The 17,507-nt window shown below is 46.6% G+C and carries 22 protein-coding genes; 1 reads left to right on the forward strand and 21 read right to left on the reverse strand.

Translation table 11 applies throughout. The features are described 5' to 3' along the window. Positions 1 to 60: 60 nt before the first annotated feature. The 3 genes from murA to ABDB98_RS17460 all read right to left on the reverse strand — a co-directional run bounded on the left by murA (position 61) and on the right by ABDB98_RS17460 (position 2,517). On the reverse strand, positions 61 to 1,371 hold the full coding sequence (gene murA, locus ABDB98_RS17450) for a UDP-N-acetylglucosamine 1-carboxyvinyltransferase (RefSeq protein WP_016937650.1): 1,311 nt from the start codon (positions 1,369 to 1,371) through the stop codon (positions 61 to 63). A gap of 33 nt (positions 1,372 to 1,404) precedes the next feature. Further along, positions 1,405 to 2,145, reverse strand: a complete 741-nt coding sequence (locus ABDB98_RS17455) for a YwmB family TATA-box binding protein (protein WP_016937649.1) — start codon at positions 2,143 to 2,145, stop codon at positions 1,405 to 1,407. A 141-nt stretch (positions 2,146 to 2,286) separates the two neighbouring features. Beyond that, complete coding sequence (locus tag ABDB98_RS17460; protein WP_007614366.1) at positions 2,287 to 2,517, reverse strand: DUF1146 family protein; 231 nt, start codon at positions 2,515 to 2,517, stop codon at positions 2,287 to 2,289. Between the two features lie 172 nt (positions 2,518 to 2,689). On the opposite strand from ABDB98_RS17460, the gene ABDB98_RS17465 reads away from it, so the two are divergent. Continuing rightward, positions 2,690 to 3,160, forward strand: coding sequence for a hypothetical protein (locus ABDB98_RS17465; RefSeq protein ID WP_438420817.1), 471 nt, complete (start codon positions 2,690 to 2,692; stop codon positions 3,158 to 3,160). A 44-nt stretch (positions 3,161 to 3,204) separates the two neighbouring features. Here ABDB98_RS17465 and ABDB98_RS17470 read toward each other — a convergent pair whose 3' ends face one another. The 18 genes from ABDB98_RS17470 to spoIIR form a co-directional block, all read right to left on the reverse strand. Continuing rightward, a complete protein-coding gene (locus ABDB98_RS17470; protein WP_013353907.1) occupies positions 3,205 to 3,603 on the reverse strand; it encodes a F0F1 ATP synthase subunit epsilon in 399 nt (132 codons plus the stop codon). 23 nt (positions 3,604 to 3,626) lie between these two features. Then, positions 3,627 to 5,048, reverse strand: coding sequence for a F0F1 ATP synthase subunit beta (atpD, locus tag ABDB98_RS17475; RefSeq protein ID WP_045927226.1), 1,422 nt, complete (start codon positions 5,046 to 5,048; stop codon positions 3,627 to 3,629). A 25-nt stretch (positions 5,049 to 5,073) separates the two neighbouring features. Next, positions 5,074 to 5,937 (reverse strand): ATP synthase F1 subunit gamma, encoded by an 864-nt coding sequence (gene atpG / locus ABDB98_RS17480; protein ID WP_003151172.1) that lies wholly within the window; start codon positions 5,935 to 5,937, stop codon positions 5,074 to 5,076. 75 nt (positions 5,938 to 6,012) lie between these two features. Further along, positions 6,013 to 7,521 (reverse strand): F0F1 ATP synthase subunit alpha, encoded by a 1,509-nt coding sequence (atpA, locus tag ABDB98_RS17485; RefSeq protein ID WP_016937645.1) that lies wholly within the window; start codon positions 7,519 to 7,521, stop codon positions 6,013 to 6,015. Between the two features lie 16 nt (positions 7,522 to 7,537). Beyond that, positions 7,538 to 8,083 carry a F0F1 ATP synthase subunit delta gene (locus ABDB98_RS17490; RefSeq protein WP_438420818.1) on the reverse strand — a complete coding sequence of 182 codons (546 nt, stop codon included), beginning with the start codon at positions 8,081 to 8,083 and terminating at the stop codon, positions 7,538 to 7,540. Further along, entirely contained in the window at positions 8,080 to 8,592 is a 513-nt protein-coding gene (atpF, locus tag ABDB98_RS17495; protein ID WP_016937644.1) for a F0F1 ATP synthase subunit B, read from the reverse strand. The genes ABDB98_RS17490 and atpF overlap by 4 nt, the downstream gene beginning before the upstream one ends. A 141-nt stretch (positions 8,593 to 8,733) precedes the next feature. Next, positions 8,734 to 8,946 (reverse strand): F0F1 ATP synthase subunit C, encoded by a 213-nt coding sequence (gene atpE / locus ABDB98_RS17500; protein ID WP_003151167.1) that lies wholly within the window; start codon positions 8,944 to 8,946, stop codon positions 8,734 to 8,736. A gap of 46 nt (positions 8,947 to 8,992) precedes the next feature. After that, on the reverse strand, positions 8,993 to 9,727 hold the full coding sequence (atpB, locus tag ABDB98_RS17505; RefSeq protein WP_016937643.1) for a F0F1 ATP synthase subunit A: 735 nt from the start codon (positions 9,725 to 9,727) through the stop codon (positions 8,993 to 8,995). 7 nt (positions 9,728 to 9,734) lie between these two features. Further along, positions 9,735 to 10,118, reverse strand: coding sequence for an ATP synthase subunit I (gene atpI, locus ABDB98_RS17510; RefSeq protein ID WP_013353910.1), 384 nt, complete (start codon positions 10,116 to 10,118; stop codon positions 9,735 to 9,737). Between the two features lie 419 nt (positions 10,119 to 10,537). Continuing rightward, entirely contained in the window at positions 10,538 to 11,167 is a 630-nt protein-coding gene (gene upp, locus ABDB98_RS17515; protein ID WP_060964058.1) for a uracil phosphoribosyltransferase, read from the reverse strand. 134 nt (positions 11,168 to 11,301) lie between these two features. Next, the gene (gene glyA / locus ABDB98_RS17520) at positions 11,302 to 12,549 is read right to left on the reverse strand and encodes a serine hydroxymethyltransferase (RefSeq protein ID WP_060964057.1); all 1,248 of its coding nucleotides are present in this window, start codon (positions 12,547 to 12,549) and stop codon (positions 11,302 to 11,304) included. Between the two features lie 147 nt (positions 12,550 to 12,696). After that, positions 12,697 to 13,239, reverse strand: coding sequence for a TIGR01440 family protein (locus ABDB98_RS17525; RefSeq protein WP_438420819.1), 543 nt, complete (start codon positions 13,237 to 13,239; stop codon positions 12,697 to 12,699). Between the two features lie 13 nt (positions 13,240 to 13,252). Then, entirely contained in the window at positions 13,253 to 13,702 is a 450-nt protein-coding gene (gene rpiB, locus ABDB98_RS17530) for a ribose 5-phosphate isomerase B (RefSeq protein WP_016937637.1), read from the reverse strand. Between the two features lie 131 nt (positions 13,703 to 13,833). Beyond that, the gene (locus ABDB98_RS17535; RefSeq protein ID WP_438420820.1) at positions 13,834 to 14,289 is read right to left on the reverse strand and encodes a low molecular weight protein arginine phosphatase; all 456 of its coding nucleotides are present in this window, start codon (positions 14,287 to 14,289) and stop codon (positions 13,834 to 13,836) included. 73 nt (positions 14,290 to 14,362) lie between these two features. After that, positions 14,363 to 14,920, reverse strand: coding sequence for a manganese efflux pump MntP (locus ABDB98_RS17540; RefSeq protein WP_016937635.1), 558 nt, complete (start codon positions 14,918 to 14,920; stop codon positions 14,363 to 14,365). Positions 14,921 to 14,989: 69 nt separating this feature from the next. Further along, positions 14,990 to 16,030, reverse strand: coding sequence for an L-threonylcarbamoyladenylate synthase (locus tag ABDB98_RS17545; RefSeq protein ID WP_438420821.1), 1,041 nt, complete (start codon positions 16,028 to 16,030; stop codon positions 14,990 to 14,992). Positions 16,031 to 16,186: 156 nt separating this feature from the next. Then, the gene (locus ABDB98_RS17550) at positions 16,187 to 16,630 is read right to left on the reverse strand and encodes a hypothetical protein (protein ID WP_060964052.1); all 444 of its coding nucleotides are present in this window, start codon (positions 16,628 to 16,630) and stop codon (positions 16,187 to 16,189) included. Between the two features lie 72 nt (positions 16,631 to 16,702). After that, complete coding sequence (spoIIR, locus tag ABDB98_RS17555) at positions 16,703 to 17,383, reverse strand: stage II sporulation protein R (protein WP_438420823.1); 681 nt, start codon at positions 17,381 to 17,383, stop codon at positions 16,703 to 16,705. Positions 17,384 to 17,507 lie beyond the last annotated feature (124 nt).

Below are 17,507 nucleotides of genomic sequence, written 5' to 3' on the forward strand. Positions count from 1 at the left end.
AATGATGATAAACCCTATAAAAAAACAGTATGCCAGATTGACATACTGTTTTTATAATCTTTATGCGTTTAAGTCAGTAACGGCTTCTTTGCTTTCCTGTTCAGCGGCCGTTTCATCAACGACACGCTCGATGTCAGCGCCGAGAGCCGCAAGTTTTTTATGGAAATCCACATAACCGCGATCCAAGTGCTTCAGTTCCGTGACGCGTGTATGACCTTCAGCCACTAATCCCGCAAGAATCAGCGCCGCGCCCGCACGCAGGTCCGTAGCGGCAACTTCTGCGCCTTGCAGCTGTACAGGACCGTTAATGATCACAGAACGTCCTTCAATTTTAATGTCGCCATTCATCCGGCGGAATTCTTCAGCATGCATAAAACGGTTTTCAAACACAGTTTCAGTAATCATGCTTGTTCCGCTCGCACGGAGAAGCAGCGCCATCATTTGCGACTGCATGTCAGTCGGGAATCCGGGGTGAGGCATCGTTTTGATGTCGATCGGCTTCAGCTGGGCAGGACCGATGACACGAAGGCCTTCTCCTTCATCCGTAATTTTGACTCCCATTTCTTCCATCTTCGCAATTAAAGACGTAAGATGCTCAGGAACCGCACCTTTTACTAATACATTTCCTTCCGTGATAGCCGCAGCCACCATGAAAGTTCCCGCTTCAATACGGTCAGGAATGATATTGTGTCTTACGCCGCGAAGCTTCTCGACACCTTCAATTTTAATGGTGCCTGTGCCGGCTCCGCGGATTTTTCCGCCCATCGCATTGATATAGTTCGCTAAGTCAACGATTTCAGGCTCTTTTGCCACGTTTTCAAGCGTTGTTGTTCCTTCAGCTAATGCAGCTGCCATAATCAAGTTTTCTGTCGCACCCACACTTGGGAAATCTAAATAGATTTTTGCGCCTTGCAGACGGCCTTCCACTTCCGCTTCAATAAAGCCGTTGCCTACTTTGATTTTTGCACCCATTGCTTCAAAGCCTTTTAAATGCTGGTCAATCGGTCTTGAGCCGATAGCGCAGCCGCCCGGAAGCGCTACTCTTGAATGACCCGTACGGGCTAACAGAGGGCCCATTACAAGCACTGACGCGCGCATTTTACGCACATATTCAAAAGGTGCTTCTGTTTCTAAAGCGTAAGAAGCGTTTACGGTAACTTCATTATTCTCAAAATGCACATCTGCTCCTAAATGACGCAACACTTCATTAATTGTATATACATCGGAGAGCGTAGGTACATCACAGATTACGCTTTTTTCTTCACTTGCTAATAAAGATGCAGCGATAACAGGTAAAACGGCATTTTTTGCTCCTTCAACTTTCACTGTGCCGTTTAACTTCTGACCGCCGCGGACGATGATTTTTTCCAAGGTATTCCCCTCCGCGTCCCTATATTCTCTATATTAATATTCAGTTGTCACGATTGGTGTGCCAACCGTAACGGTATGTTTTTCGCCCATTCCCGCACTTCTAAGCGCAATTTGCACATTCATCTTATGTTTAGATGTCATGATGTAATCTGTCCACTTATATGTAAATGCAGAAACAGAAACGAAATGAGGCTCAACTACATGTTCAACTGGACTTGCTTCAAATTCTTTCATGAGCTGTTCTGCTTTTTTTTGCAAAACAATACTCATATTATCATTTAAATGACCCTTAAGACAAGTAAAAATAAATACTTTATTTTGAAATATGTCATGTGCCTGCCGTTCAAACTGTTCATATGTATCATTCCAGTTTTCCGGTTGCTCCGGGCTCATTTGCTCATATAATAAATACGAAGTTGGGTTCTGGTTTTTGAGGGTAGTGACGAGCTGCAGTTTAAAAGTTGTATGATTTTTTTTGTCAGAATACGTGCCGACGGCCTTTACAATTTTATCTTCTTGAGCGGTTTCCCACTGATATTGCGGATTCTGTGTCTTCAGTTCTTTCACCTTGTCATCAAATTCACTCAGTGACAGGTTCAGATTTTCTTTCGCATGAAGCGTCCACTCATCTACAGTGACATGCTGCCGCTCCATTCCTTCGGCAATCTGGGCAAGCGGAGACAGCTCACTTGCATGAATGGAATGAAATACCGCAATTAAGGCGCTTAAAAAAACAAAAAACAAGATGATACGGCCTGCTCTTTTTTTCTTCATATCGGTCTCTCCCCCTTACTCCCATTTTTGCCGGAGCCGGGGAAAGCGATACATGGAAAACTTCGTCAAAACTCGCCAAACGGGTGAAGAAAAATTGGTTTCTCCCCCAGCGATTCCCTTCATTTCAACTGACGAAACACCTTAAAACAAGTATGGAAGCTGCTTTGAATACGTAAGATAATCTAAAAAGAAGTCAGCGACTGCCGTTCCGATCGCAATGGTAAGAAGAATAATCAGCAGCCTTGCCTGCACTATTTTTCCTTTTCGGATCAGCGGATCAAAGTTGACGGCCTGTAGCGCCCACCAAGTCACCGCAATGCATACCAGATGAACCAGAATGCTGATTGCGGCCTGCTGCCCCAATACATTCACACATTCCATCTCCTTTCATTTTTTCCGCCCCTCATATCCTCTCTTATTATATAAGAAGAAAAGAGAAAGATGATCATTTTCACAGCAGAATTTTTATCCAAAATTAGGGGCAATCCCCGCTTAAATGTCCGTTCTCCTGCATGGTATACTTTTTTGGAAAGGAGATGGGAATATGAATCATTCCTTTTTTCATCCGGAAAAGCAGTATGGAGAATCACTGCCCGTATTTGACCACGAGTGGGAAGCGATAGCATTCTACTATGATTATAGACAGTCTCTAACAGAGGAACTGAAAGAATTATGTCAGTTTTTCAACATTTCTCTTGATTATTCACACGGAAGCCTGACGAAATTGGAAACTCTTTACTTCCGCAGCATAAAAGAGCTGCTATTGGCGGACTGGAATCTGCCGATTGACGAATTTGAGAAAATGCTCAGTGTGTATGTCATAGATTGCGCCATCAGACACCATGACGATGCCGAATGGATTGTTAAACCTTATCCGTATACGGACGGCGCCTATACGACGGGCGTGCGAAGAGGAAACAAAACGTGGCACACCGACAACTGCTGTGAACATTTATATCTGCAAAAAGAAGAGGATCATCCGCTTATCGGCGTCTATGAATCTCTTATGCGTTAATATAGAAAAAGAATCCTTCTCAGACAGCCGAGAAGGATTCTTTTTTAGTTTCCTGCAACATCCAATCTGTTTACAGCCCGCTGTAACGCAAGCTCAGCCCGACGAATGTCAGTATCATCTGATCGTTTGTTCAAACGGTCTTCCGCCCGCTTTTTCGCAGCAAGGGCGCGCTCTTTATCAATGCTGTCCGCAGTTTCAGCGGCTTGTGCAAGGATAGTGACCTGATCAGGACGGACTTCCAAAAATCCGCCGCTGACAGCCGCCAAGTCGGTCTGTCCGTCTTTTTTAAGGCGGACAGCGCCGATTTTAAGCGGAGCCACGGTCGGAATATGGCCCGGCAAGATACCGAGATCACCGCTCTCGGCTCTTACGCTTACCATTTCAATATCAGCATCATATACTGGGCCGTCGGGAGTAACGATATTGACTTTAACGGTCTTCATGCTTTTACCCTCCTAGGACCAGATTAAACTTCTACACCCATCTCTTTTGCATTCTCAATGACTTCTTCAATGCGTCCCACAAGACGGAATGCATCTTCCGGAAGATGGTCATATTTACCGGAAAGGATTTCTTTAAAGCCTTTAACTGTTTCTTTAACAGGCACGTAAGAACCCTTTTGTCCCGTAAACTGCTCAGCTACGTGGAAGTTTTGAGAAAGGAAGAACTGGATACGGCGTGCGCGGTGAACGACAAGCTTGTCTTCTTCACCCAATTCATCCATACCGAGAATTGCGATAATATCCTGCAGTTCTTTGTAACGCTGAAGCGTTGACTGAACTTCACGCGCCACCGCATAATGCTCTTCTCCGACAATTTCCGGAGCAAGCGCGCGGGAAGTGGAAGCCAGCGGATCAACCGCAGGGTAGATACCCATTTCAGTTAATTTACGCTCAAGGTTAGTCGTTGCATCCAAGTGAGCGAACGTCGTCGCCGGAGCCGGGTCAGTGTAGTCATCGGCAGGCACGTAGATCGCCTGGATAGATGTAACTGAACCAACGTTTGTTGACGTAATACGCTCTTGAAGCTGACCCATTTCTGTCGCAAGCGTCGGCTGATAACCAACCGCAGAAGGCATACGGCCGAGAAGCGCGGAAACCTCTGAACCCGCTTGTGTGAAACGGAAAATGTTATCGATAAAGAACAGTACGTCCTGTCCTTGTTTATCACGGAAATGCTCAGCCATTGTAAGACCAGTCAGTGCTACACGCATACGTGCGCCCGGCGGCTCGTTCATTTGTCCGAAGACCATGGCTGTTTTCTTGATAACGCCTGAATCGCTCATTTCGTAGAAAAGGTCGTTCCCTTCACGAGTACGCTCTCCTACACCGGCGAATACGGAAATACCGCCGTGCTCTTGCGCGATGTTGTTGATTAATTCCTGGATTAATACGGTTTTACCTACACCAGCACCGCCGAACAATCCGATTTTACCGCCCTTGATGTAAGGAGCGAGCAGGTCAACTACCTTAATTCCCGTTTCAAGAATTTCAACCTCAGTTGAAAGCTGATCGAATGAAGGAGCAGATCTGTGGATCGGGTCCTTTTGAGCATCCGCAGGCAGCGGTTCATTTAAATCAATTTTATCTCCCAGTACGTTAAATACGCGTCCGAGAGTCACATCACCGACAGGAACGGAAATCGGAGCACCTGTATCAACTGCTTCCATTCCGCGCTGAATTCCGTCCGTAGATGCCATGGCAATTGTACGGACTGTATCATCGCCTAAATGAAGAGCAACCTCTAGCGTTAGATCGATGCTTACTTCATTTTCGCCTGTAGCTGGCTGTGAAACTTTAATCGCATTATAAATCGCAGGCAAGTGGCCGTCCTCGAAACGTACGTCGACAACCGGTCCAAGCACCTGACTTACGCGTCCTTTCTTCATCGCTATCCCTCCTGACAAAATCTTTCTATTCTAAAGCGGCTGCACCGCCGACAATTTCGGTAATTTCTTGTGTAATCGCCGCTTGACGCGCGCGGTTATATGAAAGCGAAAGTGAATCAATGAGTTCTTTCGCATTATCAGTCGCATTTTTCATTGCTGTCATTCTCGCAGCGTGTTCACTTGCTTTACTGTCAAGAAGCGCGCCGTAAATTAAGCTTTCCGCATATTGAGGAAGCAGCACTTCGAGCACCTCTTCTTCATCCGGTTCGAACTCGTAAGAAGCCGTGCGCTTCCCGCCGCTCGTTCCGAAATCCGTTAAAGGCAGCACTTTTTTCTCCGTCACTTCCTGTGAAATCGCACTGACGAAATGGTTATACACCAAATGCAGTTCATCAAAAGCGCCGTCGATAAACATTTGAACCGTCTGACGGGTCAAATCCTTAATCTGAGCAAAAGTGACCTCGTCGCCAAGCCCCACTAACTCAGACAAAATCGGCATTTCCCGTTTTTTGAAGAAATCGCGGCCGACTCTGCCGATTGCAATCACCGTGTATTCATCTTTAGACTGATGGCGTTCTTGAATGGTGCGGTAAGCGTTTCGCAAAACCGAACTGTTAAACGCACCCGCAAGCCCGCGGTCAGATGTAATGACGAGATACGCCGTCTTTTTCACTTCTCTTGAGACAAGCATCGGGTGTTTCGCGTTTTTCGCGCCTTTTCCGACGTTAAACACAACCTCCTGGATCTTATCCATATACGGAGCAAATGACTTCGCGTTGGTTTCCGCACGGTTCAGCTTCGCAGCGGATACCATCTGCATGGCTTTTGTAATCTGGCTTGTTTTTTTCGTTGACGTGATCCTTGACTTAATATCGCGTAATGAGGCCAAAGATTTCACCACCTTTATTCTTCATTTGCGTAAAAAGAGAGAAAAAGAGAACCTTTTTCTCTCATCTTCTAAGGGTTAGTTGCTTGGTGCAAATGTGCGTTTGAAGCCTTCGATTGCAGCTTTGAAGTCTTCATCAGCAGGAAGGTTTCCTGTTTTCGCAATGCCGTCAAGCAGATCTTTATGGTTTTGATCAAGGTACATGTAGTACTCTTCTTCAAAACGTCTGATATCCGCAACCGGAATATCATCAAGATATCCTTTTGTCAGCGCATAAAGTATGGCTACCTGTTTTTCAACCGGAAGCGGTTTATTCAAGTCTTGTTTCAGCACTTCAACTGTACGCGCACCGCGGTTCAGTTTCGCCTGAGTCGCCTGGTCAAGATCAGATCCGAATTGGGCGAATGCTTCAAGTTCACGGTATGAAGCAAGGTCAAGACGCAATGTTCCCGCTACCTTCTTCATCGCTTTGATTTGGGCTGATCCGCCGACACGGGATACGGATAATCCGGCATTGATCGCAGGACGCACGCCTGAGAAGAATAAGTCGGATTGAAGGAAAATCTGTCCGTCAGTAATGGAAATGACGTTTGTCGGGATATAAGCGGAGATATCTCCTGCTTGTGTTTCGACGAACGGCAGCGCCGTAATTGATCCTGCGCCTTTAGCGTCACTCAGCTTGGCTGCGCGCTCAAGCAGACGGGAGTGAAGATAGAATACATCCCCAGGGAATGCTTCACGGCCCGGCGGACGACGAAGAAGCAATGACAGCTCACGGTAAGCGGCCGCTTGTTTGGATAAATCATCATATACGACGAGAACGTGCTTGCCGTTGTACATGAATTCTTCACCCATTGTCACCCCTGCATACGGTGCAAGGTAAAGAAGCGGAGCCGGCTGTGAAGCAGACGCCGTCACGACAATCGTGTAATCAAGCGCGCCATGCTTACGAAGTGTTTCCACCACGCCGCGTACTGTAGATTCTTTTTGACCGATCGCTACATACACACAGATCATGTCTTGGTCTTTTTGGTTTAAGATTGTATCAATCGCAACAGATGTTTTACCTGTCTGACGGTCCCCGATAATCAGCTCACGCTGTCCGCGGCCGATCGGAATTAACGCGTCGATCGCTTTGATACCCGTTTGCAGCGGCTCATGTACCGATTTACGGTCCATTACGCCTGGTGCCTGGCTTTCGATCGGGCGGGTTTTGCTTGTCAGAATCGGACCCATTCCGTCTACCGGCTGTCCGAGCGGGTTGACGATACGTCCGATTAATTCTTCACCTACAGGAACTTCCATGATGCGGCCCGTTCTTTTGACCTCATCACCTTCACGGATATCTCTGTAAGGTCCTAAGATAACGATACCTACGTTGGATTCTTCAAGGTTTTGAGCCATACCCAAAACGCCGTTTGAAAACTCAACAAGTTCACCGGCCATACAATTGTCAAGGCCGTGCACACGCGCAATACCGTCTCCGACTTGGATGACTGTACCTACGTCATGAACTTCAATTTCAGATTGGTAATTTTGAATTTGCTGCTTTATCAGCGTGCTAATCTCTTCAGCTTTGATGCTCACTTAGGTTTCACCCCTTCTATCGATTTCCTCCGGCAAGTTGACGTTCCATGCGCTCAAGCTTTCCGCTCACGCTTCCGTCATAAATCCGGTTTCCAATGCGGACTTTAATGCCGCCTATTAAATCCGTCTGCACTTCATTTCTGATTCTGAGCGAAGCGATTCCGGCTTTTTTTGCAAACACTTGAGATAATGATAACATTTCCGCTTCTGACAGCGGTTTTACTGAATAAACAACCGCATCCTCTGTCTGACGTGCCTGATTGGCGAGTTTGATAAACTCGTCTGTGAGATCAGGCACAATCGAAGACCGGCGGCGGTCAATCAGAAGAAAAATCGTATGCAGCACAGACTCAGACAGTGCGCCGAACGATTGCTGAATCAGCTCTTTTTTCTTAGCAGCCGATACCTTCGGATGGCTTAACACTTCCTGTAATCCGGCTTCGTTTCGGAAAACTTCTTTTAGTACGGTAAGCTCTTCTTCGATTTCATTGATTTGAGAAGTCTCAACGGCAATGTCGAAAAGCGCTGACGCGTATCGTTTAGAGACAGCAGATTCACTCATCGGCTCTCTCCTACCTCTTTAAGATAATCCTGAATCAGTTTTTCCTGGGCTTGTTCATCAAGCTCTTTTTCGATCACTTTCGATGCGATTAAGACAGAAAGTGATGCGACTTGCTCGCGAAGTGCGGAAACCGCTTGTTCTTTTTCTTTGACAATTTCGGTTCTCGCCGCTTCTTTTAATCTTTCAGACTCGGCGCGCGCAGCCTGGATAATGTCTTCCTTCTGCTTTTCACCCAGTTTTTTCGCATTTTCAATGAGTGATTGTGATTCCTGTTTCGCTTCTTTTAGAAGAACGCGCTGCTCTTCAATCAGCTTCTGCGCTTCTTTATTTCTTTCTTCAGCGGACGTAATTTCGCCGGTGATATGATCTTCACGCTGTTTCATTATATTTAATAGCGGTCCAAGAGCGAATTTCTTGAGAAGCGCTAATAAAACTAACATAGCTAACAATTGGAATAGGATATCTCCGCCGTTAAACGACAGTCCTAATTCAAGAGGTAATTGAGACATCTACTACGGCAACTCCCTTCTGCAGGTTTTCTCTGCTGATAAAAGCCGTTTCAAGACGGCCTGCTTATCAGACATAAAGCAATGGCGAAGGTTCTCTTAGAGTGATCTTCGCCATTTTTAGTTCATATAAGGCTTTTATGCTTAGCCAAAGAACGCTAAGAACGCGATAACGACAGCGATAATTGGAAGGGCCTCAACCAATGCGATACCCATGAACATAAGAGTTCTAAGTTCTTTTCCTGCTTCCGGCTGACGGGCAATTCCCTCTACCGTACGTGAAACAATCAAACCGTTACCAATACCTGCACCAAGTGCACCTAAACCGATTGCAATCGCAGCTGCTATTAAATTCATGAAAAAGTTCCTCCTTTAAAATGTTATCCGAATTGGATATATGATTTTAATGATCATGACTGATTTTGTGTGACATGTACACCATCGTCAGCATCGTAAAGATAAATGCCTGGATGGTACCGATGAACAAGCTGAACGCCTGCCATGCAAGCATCGGAATAATGGCTCCGACTGTACCGACCAAACCGAGAAAGAAACTGTTTGAGTAGAAATTCGTCGCCAGATTTGCAAGAAGGCCAAGAAGAATTTCCCCGGCGAAAATGTTACCGTAAAGACGAAGTCCGAGTGTCAGCGTATTCGCAAACTCCTCAATGATCTTCATCGGGAACATAAGCGGAACCGGTCTGAGGTAATCCTTAGAATATTCCTTCAAACCTTTCATTTTCACGCCGTAGTAGTGTGTTAATGACACGACCATAACGGCTAGAGTCAGAGTAATAGCCGGATCAGCCGTCGGTGATTTCCACCAAAGCTCGTGTCCGACCGTTACAGAAAACGGCAGCCCCAGCATATTTGATACAAATATGTACATCAGCAAGGTTACACCAAGCGCCAAGAAGTTAGCCCCTGTCTTTAAATCCATTGTACTGCCTATAATATTGCGGACAAAATCAACAATCCATTCCATGAAGTTCTGGGCTTTTCCCGGACGGATGGACAGCGTTCTTGTAGTAAGAATCGCAATCAGCAGCACAATCACACTTGCCACAGTAATCATCAGAATGTTTGTCAGATTAAAAGTAAGACCATACAAATCAATAGTTCTGTAATCGTGATTCAATGGGTTTTCACCTCTCTTCCATTGATGAACGTTTGAGCTGAATAATGGAATCTATCATAATGACGGGATAAATTGTCATTAATCCAATAATCACACTTGCCACACTGACTTTGTCGGGATATTTAAAGGCGATAGCCATCGCAAGTATCGCATTGCACCAACGCGCTGCGCTCCCGAGTGATCGTATGGACTTTCCTTTCGCTACGGCCTTGTCAAAAGCATTCATTCTTCTGGTCAAGAGCCACAGATTAAACAAACTGAAAACAGTTCCCAAAAAGAGGCCTAAAAAAACAGTTTTATACGCCGTAAGACCATATCCCAGCAAATAGATTGCCAAGATCACAAATACATATCTCCGTTGTCTGCTGAATGTAAGATTGGGATCGTCCATCAACTATCTGTCTCCTGATGAAAAAGTAATATAATTCCTGGATACGGCATACATGCGGTTAACCCTTTGCAGAAGGCCTTTTTTGTCCCGCAAAAAAACGGCCTGTTCGAAAAAACCACTCATCCTCCTGATGCGGGATGCTGTTTCATTCGCTTAGATAAATCCTCATATAACGGGTTTTTTTGGAGGATTTAAAATGAGGATGGATACTAGAAATGAAAGGAATGAAAACCTTCTCATAATACCCTCGTTTAGCATACAATAGCCCCTAACATGTGTCAATCTGTTTAAAGTTAAAAAACTTTTTATACCGGAAGCATACACAGAATGTTCACAAATTCACCTATAAATGTATGAACTCTCCCCTTTCAGCAAAAATTTGGATAAAAAAAGAAAACCTCTGAATGAGGTTTTCCGATTTATTTTGTTCCGTACAGTCTGTCACCCGCGTCACCGAGCCCCGGAACGATATAGCCTTTTTCATTCAGCTTTTCATCCAGGGCTGCGATGTAAATATCAACGTCTGAATGGTGTTTCTGCAGCTCTTCCACGCCTTCGGGAGCCGCTACAAGACACATGAAACGAATGTTTCTCGCCCCGCGTTTTTTCAGGCTGTTTATCGCTTCAACCGCAGAGCCTCCCGTTGCAAGCATCGGGTCCACGACAATAAATTCACGTTCTTCCACATCAGAAGGAAGCTTCACATAGTATTCCACCGGTTTTAAGGTTTCCGGATCACGGTATAATCCGACATGTCCCACTTTGGCGGCAGGGATTAATTTCAGCATGCCGTCAACCATTCCGAGACCCGCTCTCAGGATCGGCACGATACCGAGTTTCTTCCCTGAAATCACTTTGGATGTCGCTGTTTGAACAGGTGTTTTCACTTCCACATCTTTAAGAGGAAGATCACGTGTAATTTCAAACGCCATCAGTGATGCAACTTCGTCCACAAGGTCTCTGAAATCCTTTGTGCCTGTATTTTCATTCCGAATATATGTCAGCTTATGCTGGATTAAAGGATGATCAAATACGTAAACCTTTCCCATACTGTGTTCAGCTCCTTTTTTGTTATCCGAGTAACTTTTTCACACTTCTATTGATTCTACAGAAAAAGACAAACAGTTTCAAGAAAATCGTAAAAAAACCCGCCGGATTAGGCTTCCGGCGGATTTCTTCCTTATTAATAGTCCAGTTCTTTATATAAAGGAAACTTTTCAGTCAAGGCAGATACGCGCTGTCTTGCTTCTTCAAGCTTTGCTTCGTCTTCATGATTTTTCAGCGCAAGGCCGATGATGGCGCCGACTTCTTCAAGTGCGTCACCGTCAAATCCGCGGCTTGTCACAGCTGCCGTACCGAGACGGATTCCGCTTGTGACAAACGGTTTTTCCGGATCATAAGGGATCGCGTTTTTATTAGATGTAATACCGATTTCATCAAGAACATGTTCAGCGACTTTTCCGGTCAGACCGAGAGAACGGAGGTCGACAAGCACGAGGTGGTTATCCGTTCCGCCTGATACGAGCTGAATGCCCTCTTTGGTCAGAGATTCAGCAAGACGCTTCGCGTTCGAGATGACGTTTTGCGCATATGTTTTGAAATCATCTTCAAGCACTTCCCCGAAAGAAACGGCTTTGGCCGCGATGACATGCATAAGCGGTCCGCCTTGGATGCCTGGGAAAATGGATTTATCAATCTTTTTGCCGAACTCTTCACGGCAAAGGATCATTCCTCCGCGCGGTCCGCGAAGTGTTTTGTGAGTCGTTGTCGTTACAAAGTCAGCGTAAGGAACCGGATTCGGATGAAGGCCGGCCGCGACAAGACCCGCGATATGCGCCATGTCGACCATGAAGTAAGCGCCGACTTCATCAGCGATTTCGCGGAATTTTTTAAAGTCGATCGTGCGGGGATACGCGCTCGCCCCGGCAACGATCAGTTTCGGCTTATGCGCCAGCGCTTTTTCACGCACATCTTCATAATCTATATATTGCGTGTCTTTATCGACACCGTATTCAACAAAGTTGTATTGAACGCCGCTGAAATTAACCGGGCTTCCGTGTGTTAAGTGGCCGCCGTGGGAGAGGTTCATCCCGAGCACCGTGTCGCCGTGCTCTAAAATCGTGAAGTAAACAGCCATGTTCGCCTGAGCGCCTGAGTGCGGCTGAACGTTTACATGCTCGGCTCCGAAAATCTCTTTCGCGCGGTCGCGGGCGATGTCCTCAACGACATCAACGTGCTCACAGCCGCCGTAGTAGCGTTTGCCGGGGTAGCCTTCAGCATATTTGTTTGTTAAAACAGAGCCTTGCGCTTCCATTACCGCTTCCGTCACGAAGTTTTCAGAAGCAATTAATTCGATATTAGTCTGTTGACGCTTACGCTCATTTTTAATGGCGTTAAACACTTGTTGATCTTGTGCAGGTAAATGTTTCATCAGCGAAATCCTCTCCTATCCGTTTCCTGTTCTTTATTTTTACCACCCTTATTGTACATGGTTTTTCAGGTGAATGTAACAGCTTATTTAAAAAAATCACAATATTTAATTGGAAAACACGAACATTATACAGGAAAAGTATTTTCATCATTCGCATTCATAAACGGCGCGAATTCCGCCGATCAGCTTCGGCCTTGTCCGGGCCATCGTCACATGCGCTTCTCCGAGCTCACGGCTTGATATCCGGACAGGGACGGCAACAGGTTTTAAATGCATGCCGATGAACGTATCACCGATGTCAATTCCGGCGTCAGCCTGAATCGATTCAGCGAGCACGGGAGACTGCATCTGCCGGTATGCATATGAAGCCATCGCTCCGCCCGCTTTCGGGACGGGGACGGCTGAAACGATGGGGAGCCTGAACCGCTCGGCCGTTTCCGCCTCAATGACAAGCGCCCTGTTTAAATGCTCGCAGCATTGAAAAGCAAGGTGAACACCCGTTTTTTCTTTGAACCGGGCAAGTCCGCCGTAAATCAATTCAGCCCAATCGCCGCTCCCCGCGGTGCCGATCCGGCTTCCGACGGCTTCACTCGTACTGCACCCGATGACCAGCAGACTGCCGTCCTTAAGTCCGGCCTGCTCTTGAAATTCAGTCAGCATGTCCGTCCATTTTTGCTTCATCTCTTCCATTGTCCAGCACCTCTTACAGATTTTTTTCTTCGTAATCTGCGATTTTGCCGATCCGCCGTTCGTGGCGGCCGCCCGTAAATTCAGTCGTCAGCCAGATTTTTGCGATTTCGCGCGCCAGACCCGGGCCGATGACGCGTTCCCCCATCGCAAGAACATTCGTATCATTGTGTTCCCGCGTCGCTTTTGCGCTGAAGGTGTCATGCGCAAGCGCACAGCGTATTCCTTTTACCTTGTTTGCGGAAATGCTCATGCCGATGCCTGTGCCGCAAATTAAAATTCCCCTGTCAACTTCACCGTTCACCACTTTTTCCGCTACCGGAAAAGCGTAGTCAGAATAATCAACAGAACCGCTGCCGCATTCACAGCCCATATCAATGTATTCAATCTGCAATTCATCCAACAGACTTTTGATTTCTTCGCGGATATGGACGCCGCCGTGATCTGACGCAATAGCTACTTTCATTCATTTACCTCCTAGGTGTGGCTGGGCGAAGACAGCCCAGTGTGCTTGTCCTTTTTTACGAAATCCGTTGATTTTATTCTACTCTTTCATATTCGTTTTGCAAATGACCTGTTTGCAGATTTTCTGACAGATTACTTGCTTTTTCCGTCAAGCAATTGGTCAGCCAAAAGGGTCAGCAGTTCCTCCAGTTCGTCCCGCGTCCTTTTATAAACATCAAGCGGACCGCCGAATGGGTCAGAAATATCGCCGCTTTTTCCCGTTACGTATTCTTTAATGGTAAATACTTTACCATGACTGTTTCGATATCGGCTTTCGATCAGCTGTTTGTGCTGTTGGGTCATCGTCAGCACCAGATCGGCCGTCTCAATATGTTCTTCCGTTAAGGGAGATGAACTGTGATTGAGAGCGATCCGTTTTTCAAACAGCGCTTCCACGGCATGAGCCGACGCTTTTCCGTTCGGGGACGCAAATACTCCGGCAGAGCTTGCGCTGACGTTCAGCCCTTTCGTTACTGCAATGGATTTAAAAAGAGCCTCAGCCATGGGACTGCGGCACGTATTGCCTGTACAAACAAAGATTATTTTCATATCCGTCACCTCTTACTGCCTATTATAAATGAAGAAAAAAGAAACGGCATCTTCGTTTCTTTTTTACTCAGCCCTATATCGGTAAAAGCAATTTCAGCCCGAATCCGATCAAAATGGCTCCGCCGAGCGCTTCGCTGTAGGAGCCGAGCCATGATTGCACCTTTCTTCCCGCCAAGAGACCCGCCCATGTTAAAACGGTGCTGAAGATTCCGAACAGCGCAACGGCCAGCATCGGGTTGGAGCCGTTCATCCCGAGGCTGAGCCCGACAGAAAAACTGTCAAGACTGACACCGACCGCGAATAAAAACAGTCCCGAGCCTGCCGGAGATATGAGCGGCCCGTCCGATTGTTTAAACGAGGCGATGATCATTTGCACTCCTAAAATGAAAAGAAGAGACCCGCCGATGTAAACGGCAAGCATCCCCAGAAAGCCGGACAGCAGATGCCCGGCCGCCATTCCTGCCAGCGGCATGATGACATGAAACAGCCCGATGACAATTCCTATATGAAAGATTTGTTTTTTCTTCAGCTGAATCATTCCCATTCCGAGCCCGACGGAAAAAGCATCCGTCCCCAAAGCAAATGCCATGATGCTTAAGGAGACAAGCTCCCCGATGAATAGATTCGACATGAAATAAAAAACCCCCTTGGACGTGCCCGCTTGTTTAGCTTATGCATGTCCGATAAGGGGTAGAACAAGTTAATGGATAACGGTGCCGCCCGCAGCCTTCATCAGCCTGTTCATAATGGCGAGTCCCACTCCGGTGTCCGGAAAGGATTCAGAAATAATCATATCCACTTTCGCATCATCAAAGCTGCGGAGCGCATCGTACAAGGCGGACGCCACTGTTTCAAGGTCGGCGCGCCGGCCGCATGCTTTAATAAAATCAGCCTGGTAGCTATCGGCATTCTCCTCTGTTGTCAGAATGCCGATCCGTTTTCCCCGGCTTTTATATTCGTCAGCCAGCTCTTGAATTCTCAGGGCGCCGCCGTCGGCAATAGCCATCGGCGCAGAAGGCGCATAGTGTGTATATTTCATACCGGGAGAAATAGGAACCTGATCTTCTTCGGTCAGCCCTTTATCCACAAGAACCGGACCGGCTGCGGATTCAATCTGTTCTTTTGTCACGCCGCCCGGACGAAGCAGCACGGGCTGTTTCCCCGTACAGGACAGAACGGTTGATTCCACTCCGATCCCGGTCGCTCCGCCGTCCACAATGCCGGCAATGCGGCCGTTTAAATCATGAGCCACATGCTCGGCCTTCGTCGGGCTCGGTTTTCCTGATAAATTGGCGCTCGGCGCTGCGATCGGCAGTCCGGCTGAGCTGATGAGGGCTAACGCCACCGGATGATCAGGCATTCTGACCGCTACCGTCTCAAGTCCCGCGGTGACACGGGGGGACAGCACGCCGGGCTTACACGGCAAGACCAGAGTCAGCGCGCCCGGCCAAAAAAGCGTCATGAGCTTTTTCGCCGTTTCAGGAATATGGCTGATAAAACGATCAAGCTGGCTGATGTCAGATATGTGCACAATCAGCGGATTATCGCTCGGCCTTCCTTTCGCCTCATAAATTTTCGTTACGGCTTCCGTATTTTCAGCGTTAGCGCCCAGTCCGTAAACGGTTTCTGTCGGAAAAGCCACAACTTCATTCTGCCGGAGCAATTCCGCGGCTTGTGTAATCTGGGGATCGGTTGTGGATAATTCTGCGGAAGAATCCACAAACCATCTTCTTGTTTTCATGTATAACCAAACTCCTTATTTTAAAGCGGTAAAACTTTATTTTCTCTCGTGTATTCCTTTTGAAAGTATAAAAGATGTCCTTTAATAAAACAAGTGTTATCCACAAACTGTGGACAACACTTTTCGATAAGTGGATAACTTTGTGCATAAGTGAGGTTATGCAGAGGTTTTCACCATCAAAAACGAACCCTCTGTGCATAACGAATTGCGGAAATGCTCGGACGTATACAGTTCATCAGGCACATCTGCGCATTCTTCAAATCCCATCACATTCAGAAATTCAGCAGATGAGGGCTGATTGGCGACTAAGTAGACATCTTGAATTTCATGTTTTTTGCACAGCACATCCATACTTTGAAACAGCGTAACGATATGGCTTTGGTTCAGCCTGTCCGACATAACGAGTGAACGGAGAAGCCCTTTTCCGCCGCTGAATTTTTCGATCCCGAGACAGGCGGCAATCTCTTTCTCACTGTCCTCCAGCATGATAAACCGGCTGATCTGCTGATCGATTTCCGCATGTGCCGTATCAGCCTTTTTCAAAAAGGCCTCCAGCGCCTCCGTATCTTGATCTCTTGCCACTCTCAGCTGATAAAACATATATTTCCCCTCCGTTTCGATCAACTCTTTCTTCCAATCTATGAATCGAATCCGGATTTATGCCTTTTTGCTTCAGGAAAACAGATCTGAAATCCAATCGACGAGGAAAAACTTCACTTCGGTATCATCGTCATCTTTATTTTCTTTCTTCGCTTTATCAGCTTTCGCTTTGACGTCATCCATCACTTTTTCTGTCTGTTTTTTCGTTTCTTCCTGCTTCTGTCCGCCGTCTTCCTGATCTTTCACCGCTTCACCGTTTGAGAAATCAAGGAAGCACAGCGGCGGAAACAAGACGCACCACCAGTTGGCGCCCTCACCATTGCCGAGGGTAATTAAAATCGCTTCATATTTTCCGGCCGGATAGACCATATTGCCGTAAAGCTTTGTCGGAAACGAAATTTTATTGAATTCAACTGAAACGGATTGATGCGCACCTTTTTCTTTCATTGTTTGTTTGGCGATGTCTTTAATTTCAGGAAGCTTTGAACGGATGAGCCGCCGCGCTTCTTCAATAGAAGTGATATCTTTCACCCAGCCCGTGATTTCCTTGTTTACAGCATCTCTGATCTGGCGCTTGAGCGTTTGATCCTCATCGTTATCACTGTTGGCTAAGATCCGAAGCCGTATCGCTTCATCCGGTATGACAACGGGATCATTGGCTGACGCCCGCGCCGTTTCTTCTTTCGTCAAGCCCGCAAGCGCTCCTGATAATAAAAGAAAAATATATATGCAGATCATCATTGTCTGTTTCATCGGTCCCCACCGTTCCTCTCCGTGCTTTTTTATCTAGTCTTATTATGGACATGACCGAAAAGGTTTAAACCGGCGGGAAGAAAAAAATCTAGCAAGCTGATAATCTGCATTGACAGACTCAGAA

Origin of the sequence: Bacillus siamensis, from assembly GCF_051628075.1 — a bacterium.
Lineage (GTDB): Bacteria > Bacillota > Bacilli > Bacillales > Bacillaceae > Bacillus > Bacillus siamensis.

Bases quoted from the DNA above. Each gene is read 5' to 3' on its own strand.
- glyA (WP_060964057.1), bottom strand. From the start codon at position 12,549: ATGAAACATTTACCTGCACAAGATCAACAAGTGTTTAACGCCATTAAA.
- ABDB98_RS17550 (WP_060964052.1), bottom strand. From the start codon at position 16,630: ATGTTTTATCAGCTGAGAGTGGCAAGAGATCAAGATACGGAGGCGCTG.
- ABDB98_RS17540 (WP_016937635.1), bottom strand. From the start codon at position 14,920: ATGTCGAATCTATTCATCGGGGAGCTTGTCTCCTTAAGCATCATGGCA.
- ABDB98_RS17470 (WP_013353907.1), bottom strand. From the start codon at position 3,603: ATGAAGACCGTTAAAGTCAATATCGTTACTCCCGACGGCCCAGTATAT.
- ABDB98_RS17545 (WP_438420821.1), bottom strand. From the start codon at position 16,030: ATGAAAACAAGAAGATGGTTTGTGGATTCTTCCGCAGAATTATCCACA.
- rpiB (WP_016937637.1), bottom strand. From the start codon at position 13,702: ATGAAAGTAGCTATTGCGTCAGATCACGGCGGCGTCCATATCCGCGAA.
- atpD (WP_045927226.1), bottom strand. From the start codon at position 5,048: ATGAAGAAAGGACGCGTAAGTCAGGTGCTTGGACCGGTTGTCGACGTA.
- ABDB98_RS17525 (WP_438420819.1), bottom strand. From the start codon at position 13,239: ATGGAAGAGATGAAGCAAAAATGGACGGACATGCTGACTGAATTTCAA.
- spoIIR (WP_438420823.1), bottom strand. From the start codon at position 17,383: ATGAAACAGACAATGATGATCTGCATATATATTTTTCTTTTATTATCA.
- ABDB98_RS17455 (WP_016937649.1), bottom strand. From the start codon at position 2,145: ATGAAGAAAAAAAGAGCAGGCCGTATCATCTTGTTTTTTGTTTTTTTA.
- atpE (WP_003151167.1), bottom strand. From the start codon at position 8,946: ATGAATTTAATAGCAGCTGCGATTGCAATCGGTTTAGGTGCACTTGGT.
- atpF (WP_016937644.1), bottom strand. From the start codon at position 8,592: ATGTCTCAATTACCTCTTGAATTAGGACTGTCGTTTAACGGCGGAGAT.
- ABDB98_RS17535 (WP_438420820.1), bottom strand. From the start codon at position 14,289: ATGAAAATAATCTTTGTTTGTACAGGCAATACGTGCCGCAGTCCCATG.
- ABDB98_RS17490 (WP_438420818.1), bottom strand. From the start codon at position 8,083: ATGAGTGAATCTGCTGTCTCTAAACGATACGCGTCAGCGCTTTTCGAC.
- ABDB98_RS17465 (WP_438420817.1), top strand. From the start codon at position 2,690: ATGAATCATTCCTTTTTTCATCCGGAAAAGCAGTATGGAGAATCACTG.
- upp (WP_060964058.1), bottom strand. From the start codon at position 11,167: ATGGGAAAGGTTTACGTATTTGATCATCCTTTAATCCAGCATAAGCTG.
- atpI (WP_013353910.1), bottom strand. From the start codon at position 10,118: ATGGACGATCCCAATCTTACATTCAGCAGACAACGGAGATATGTATTT.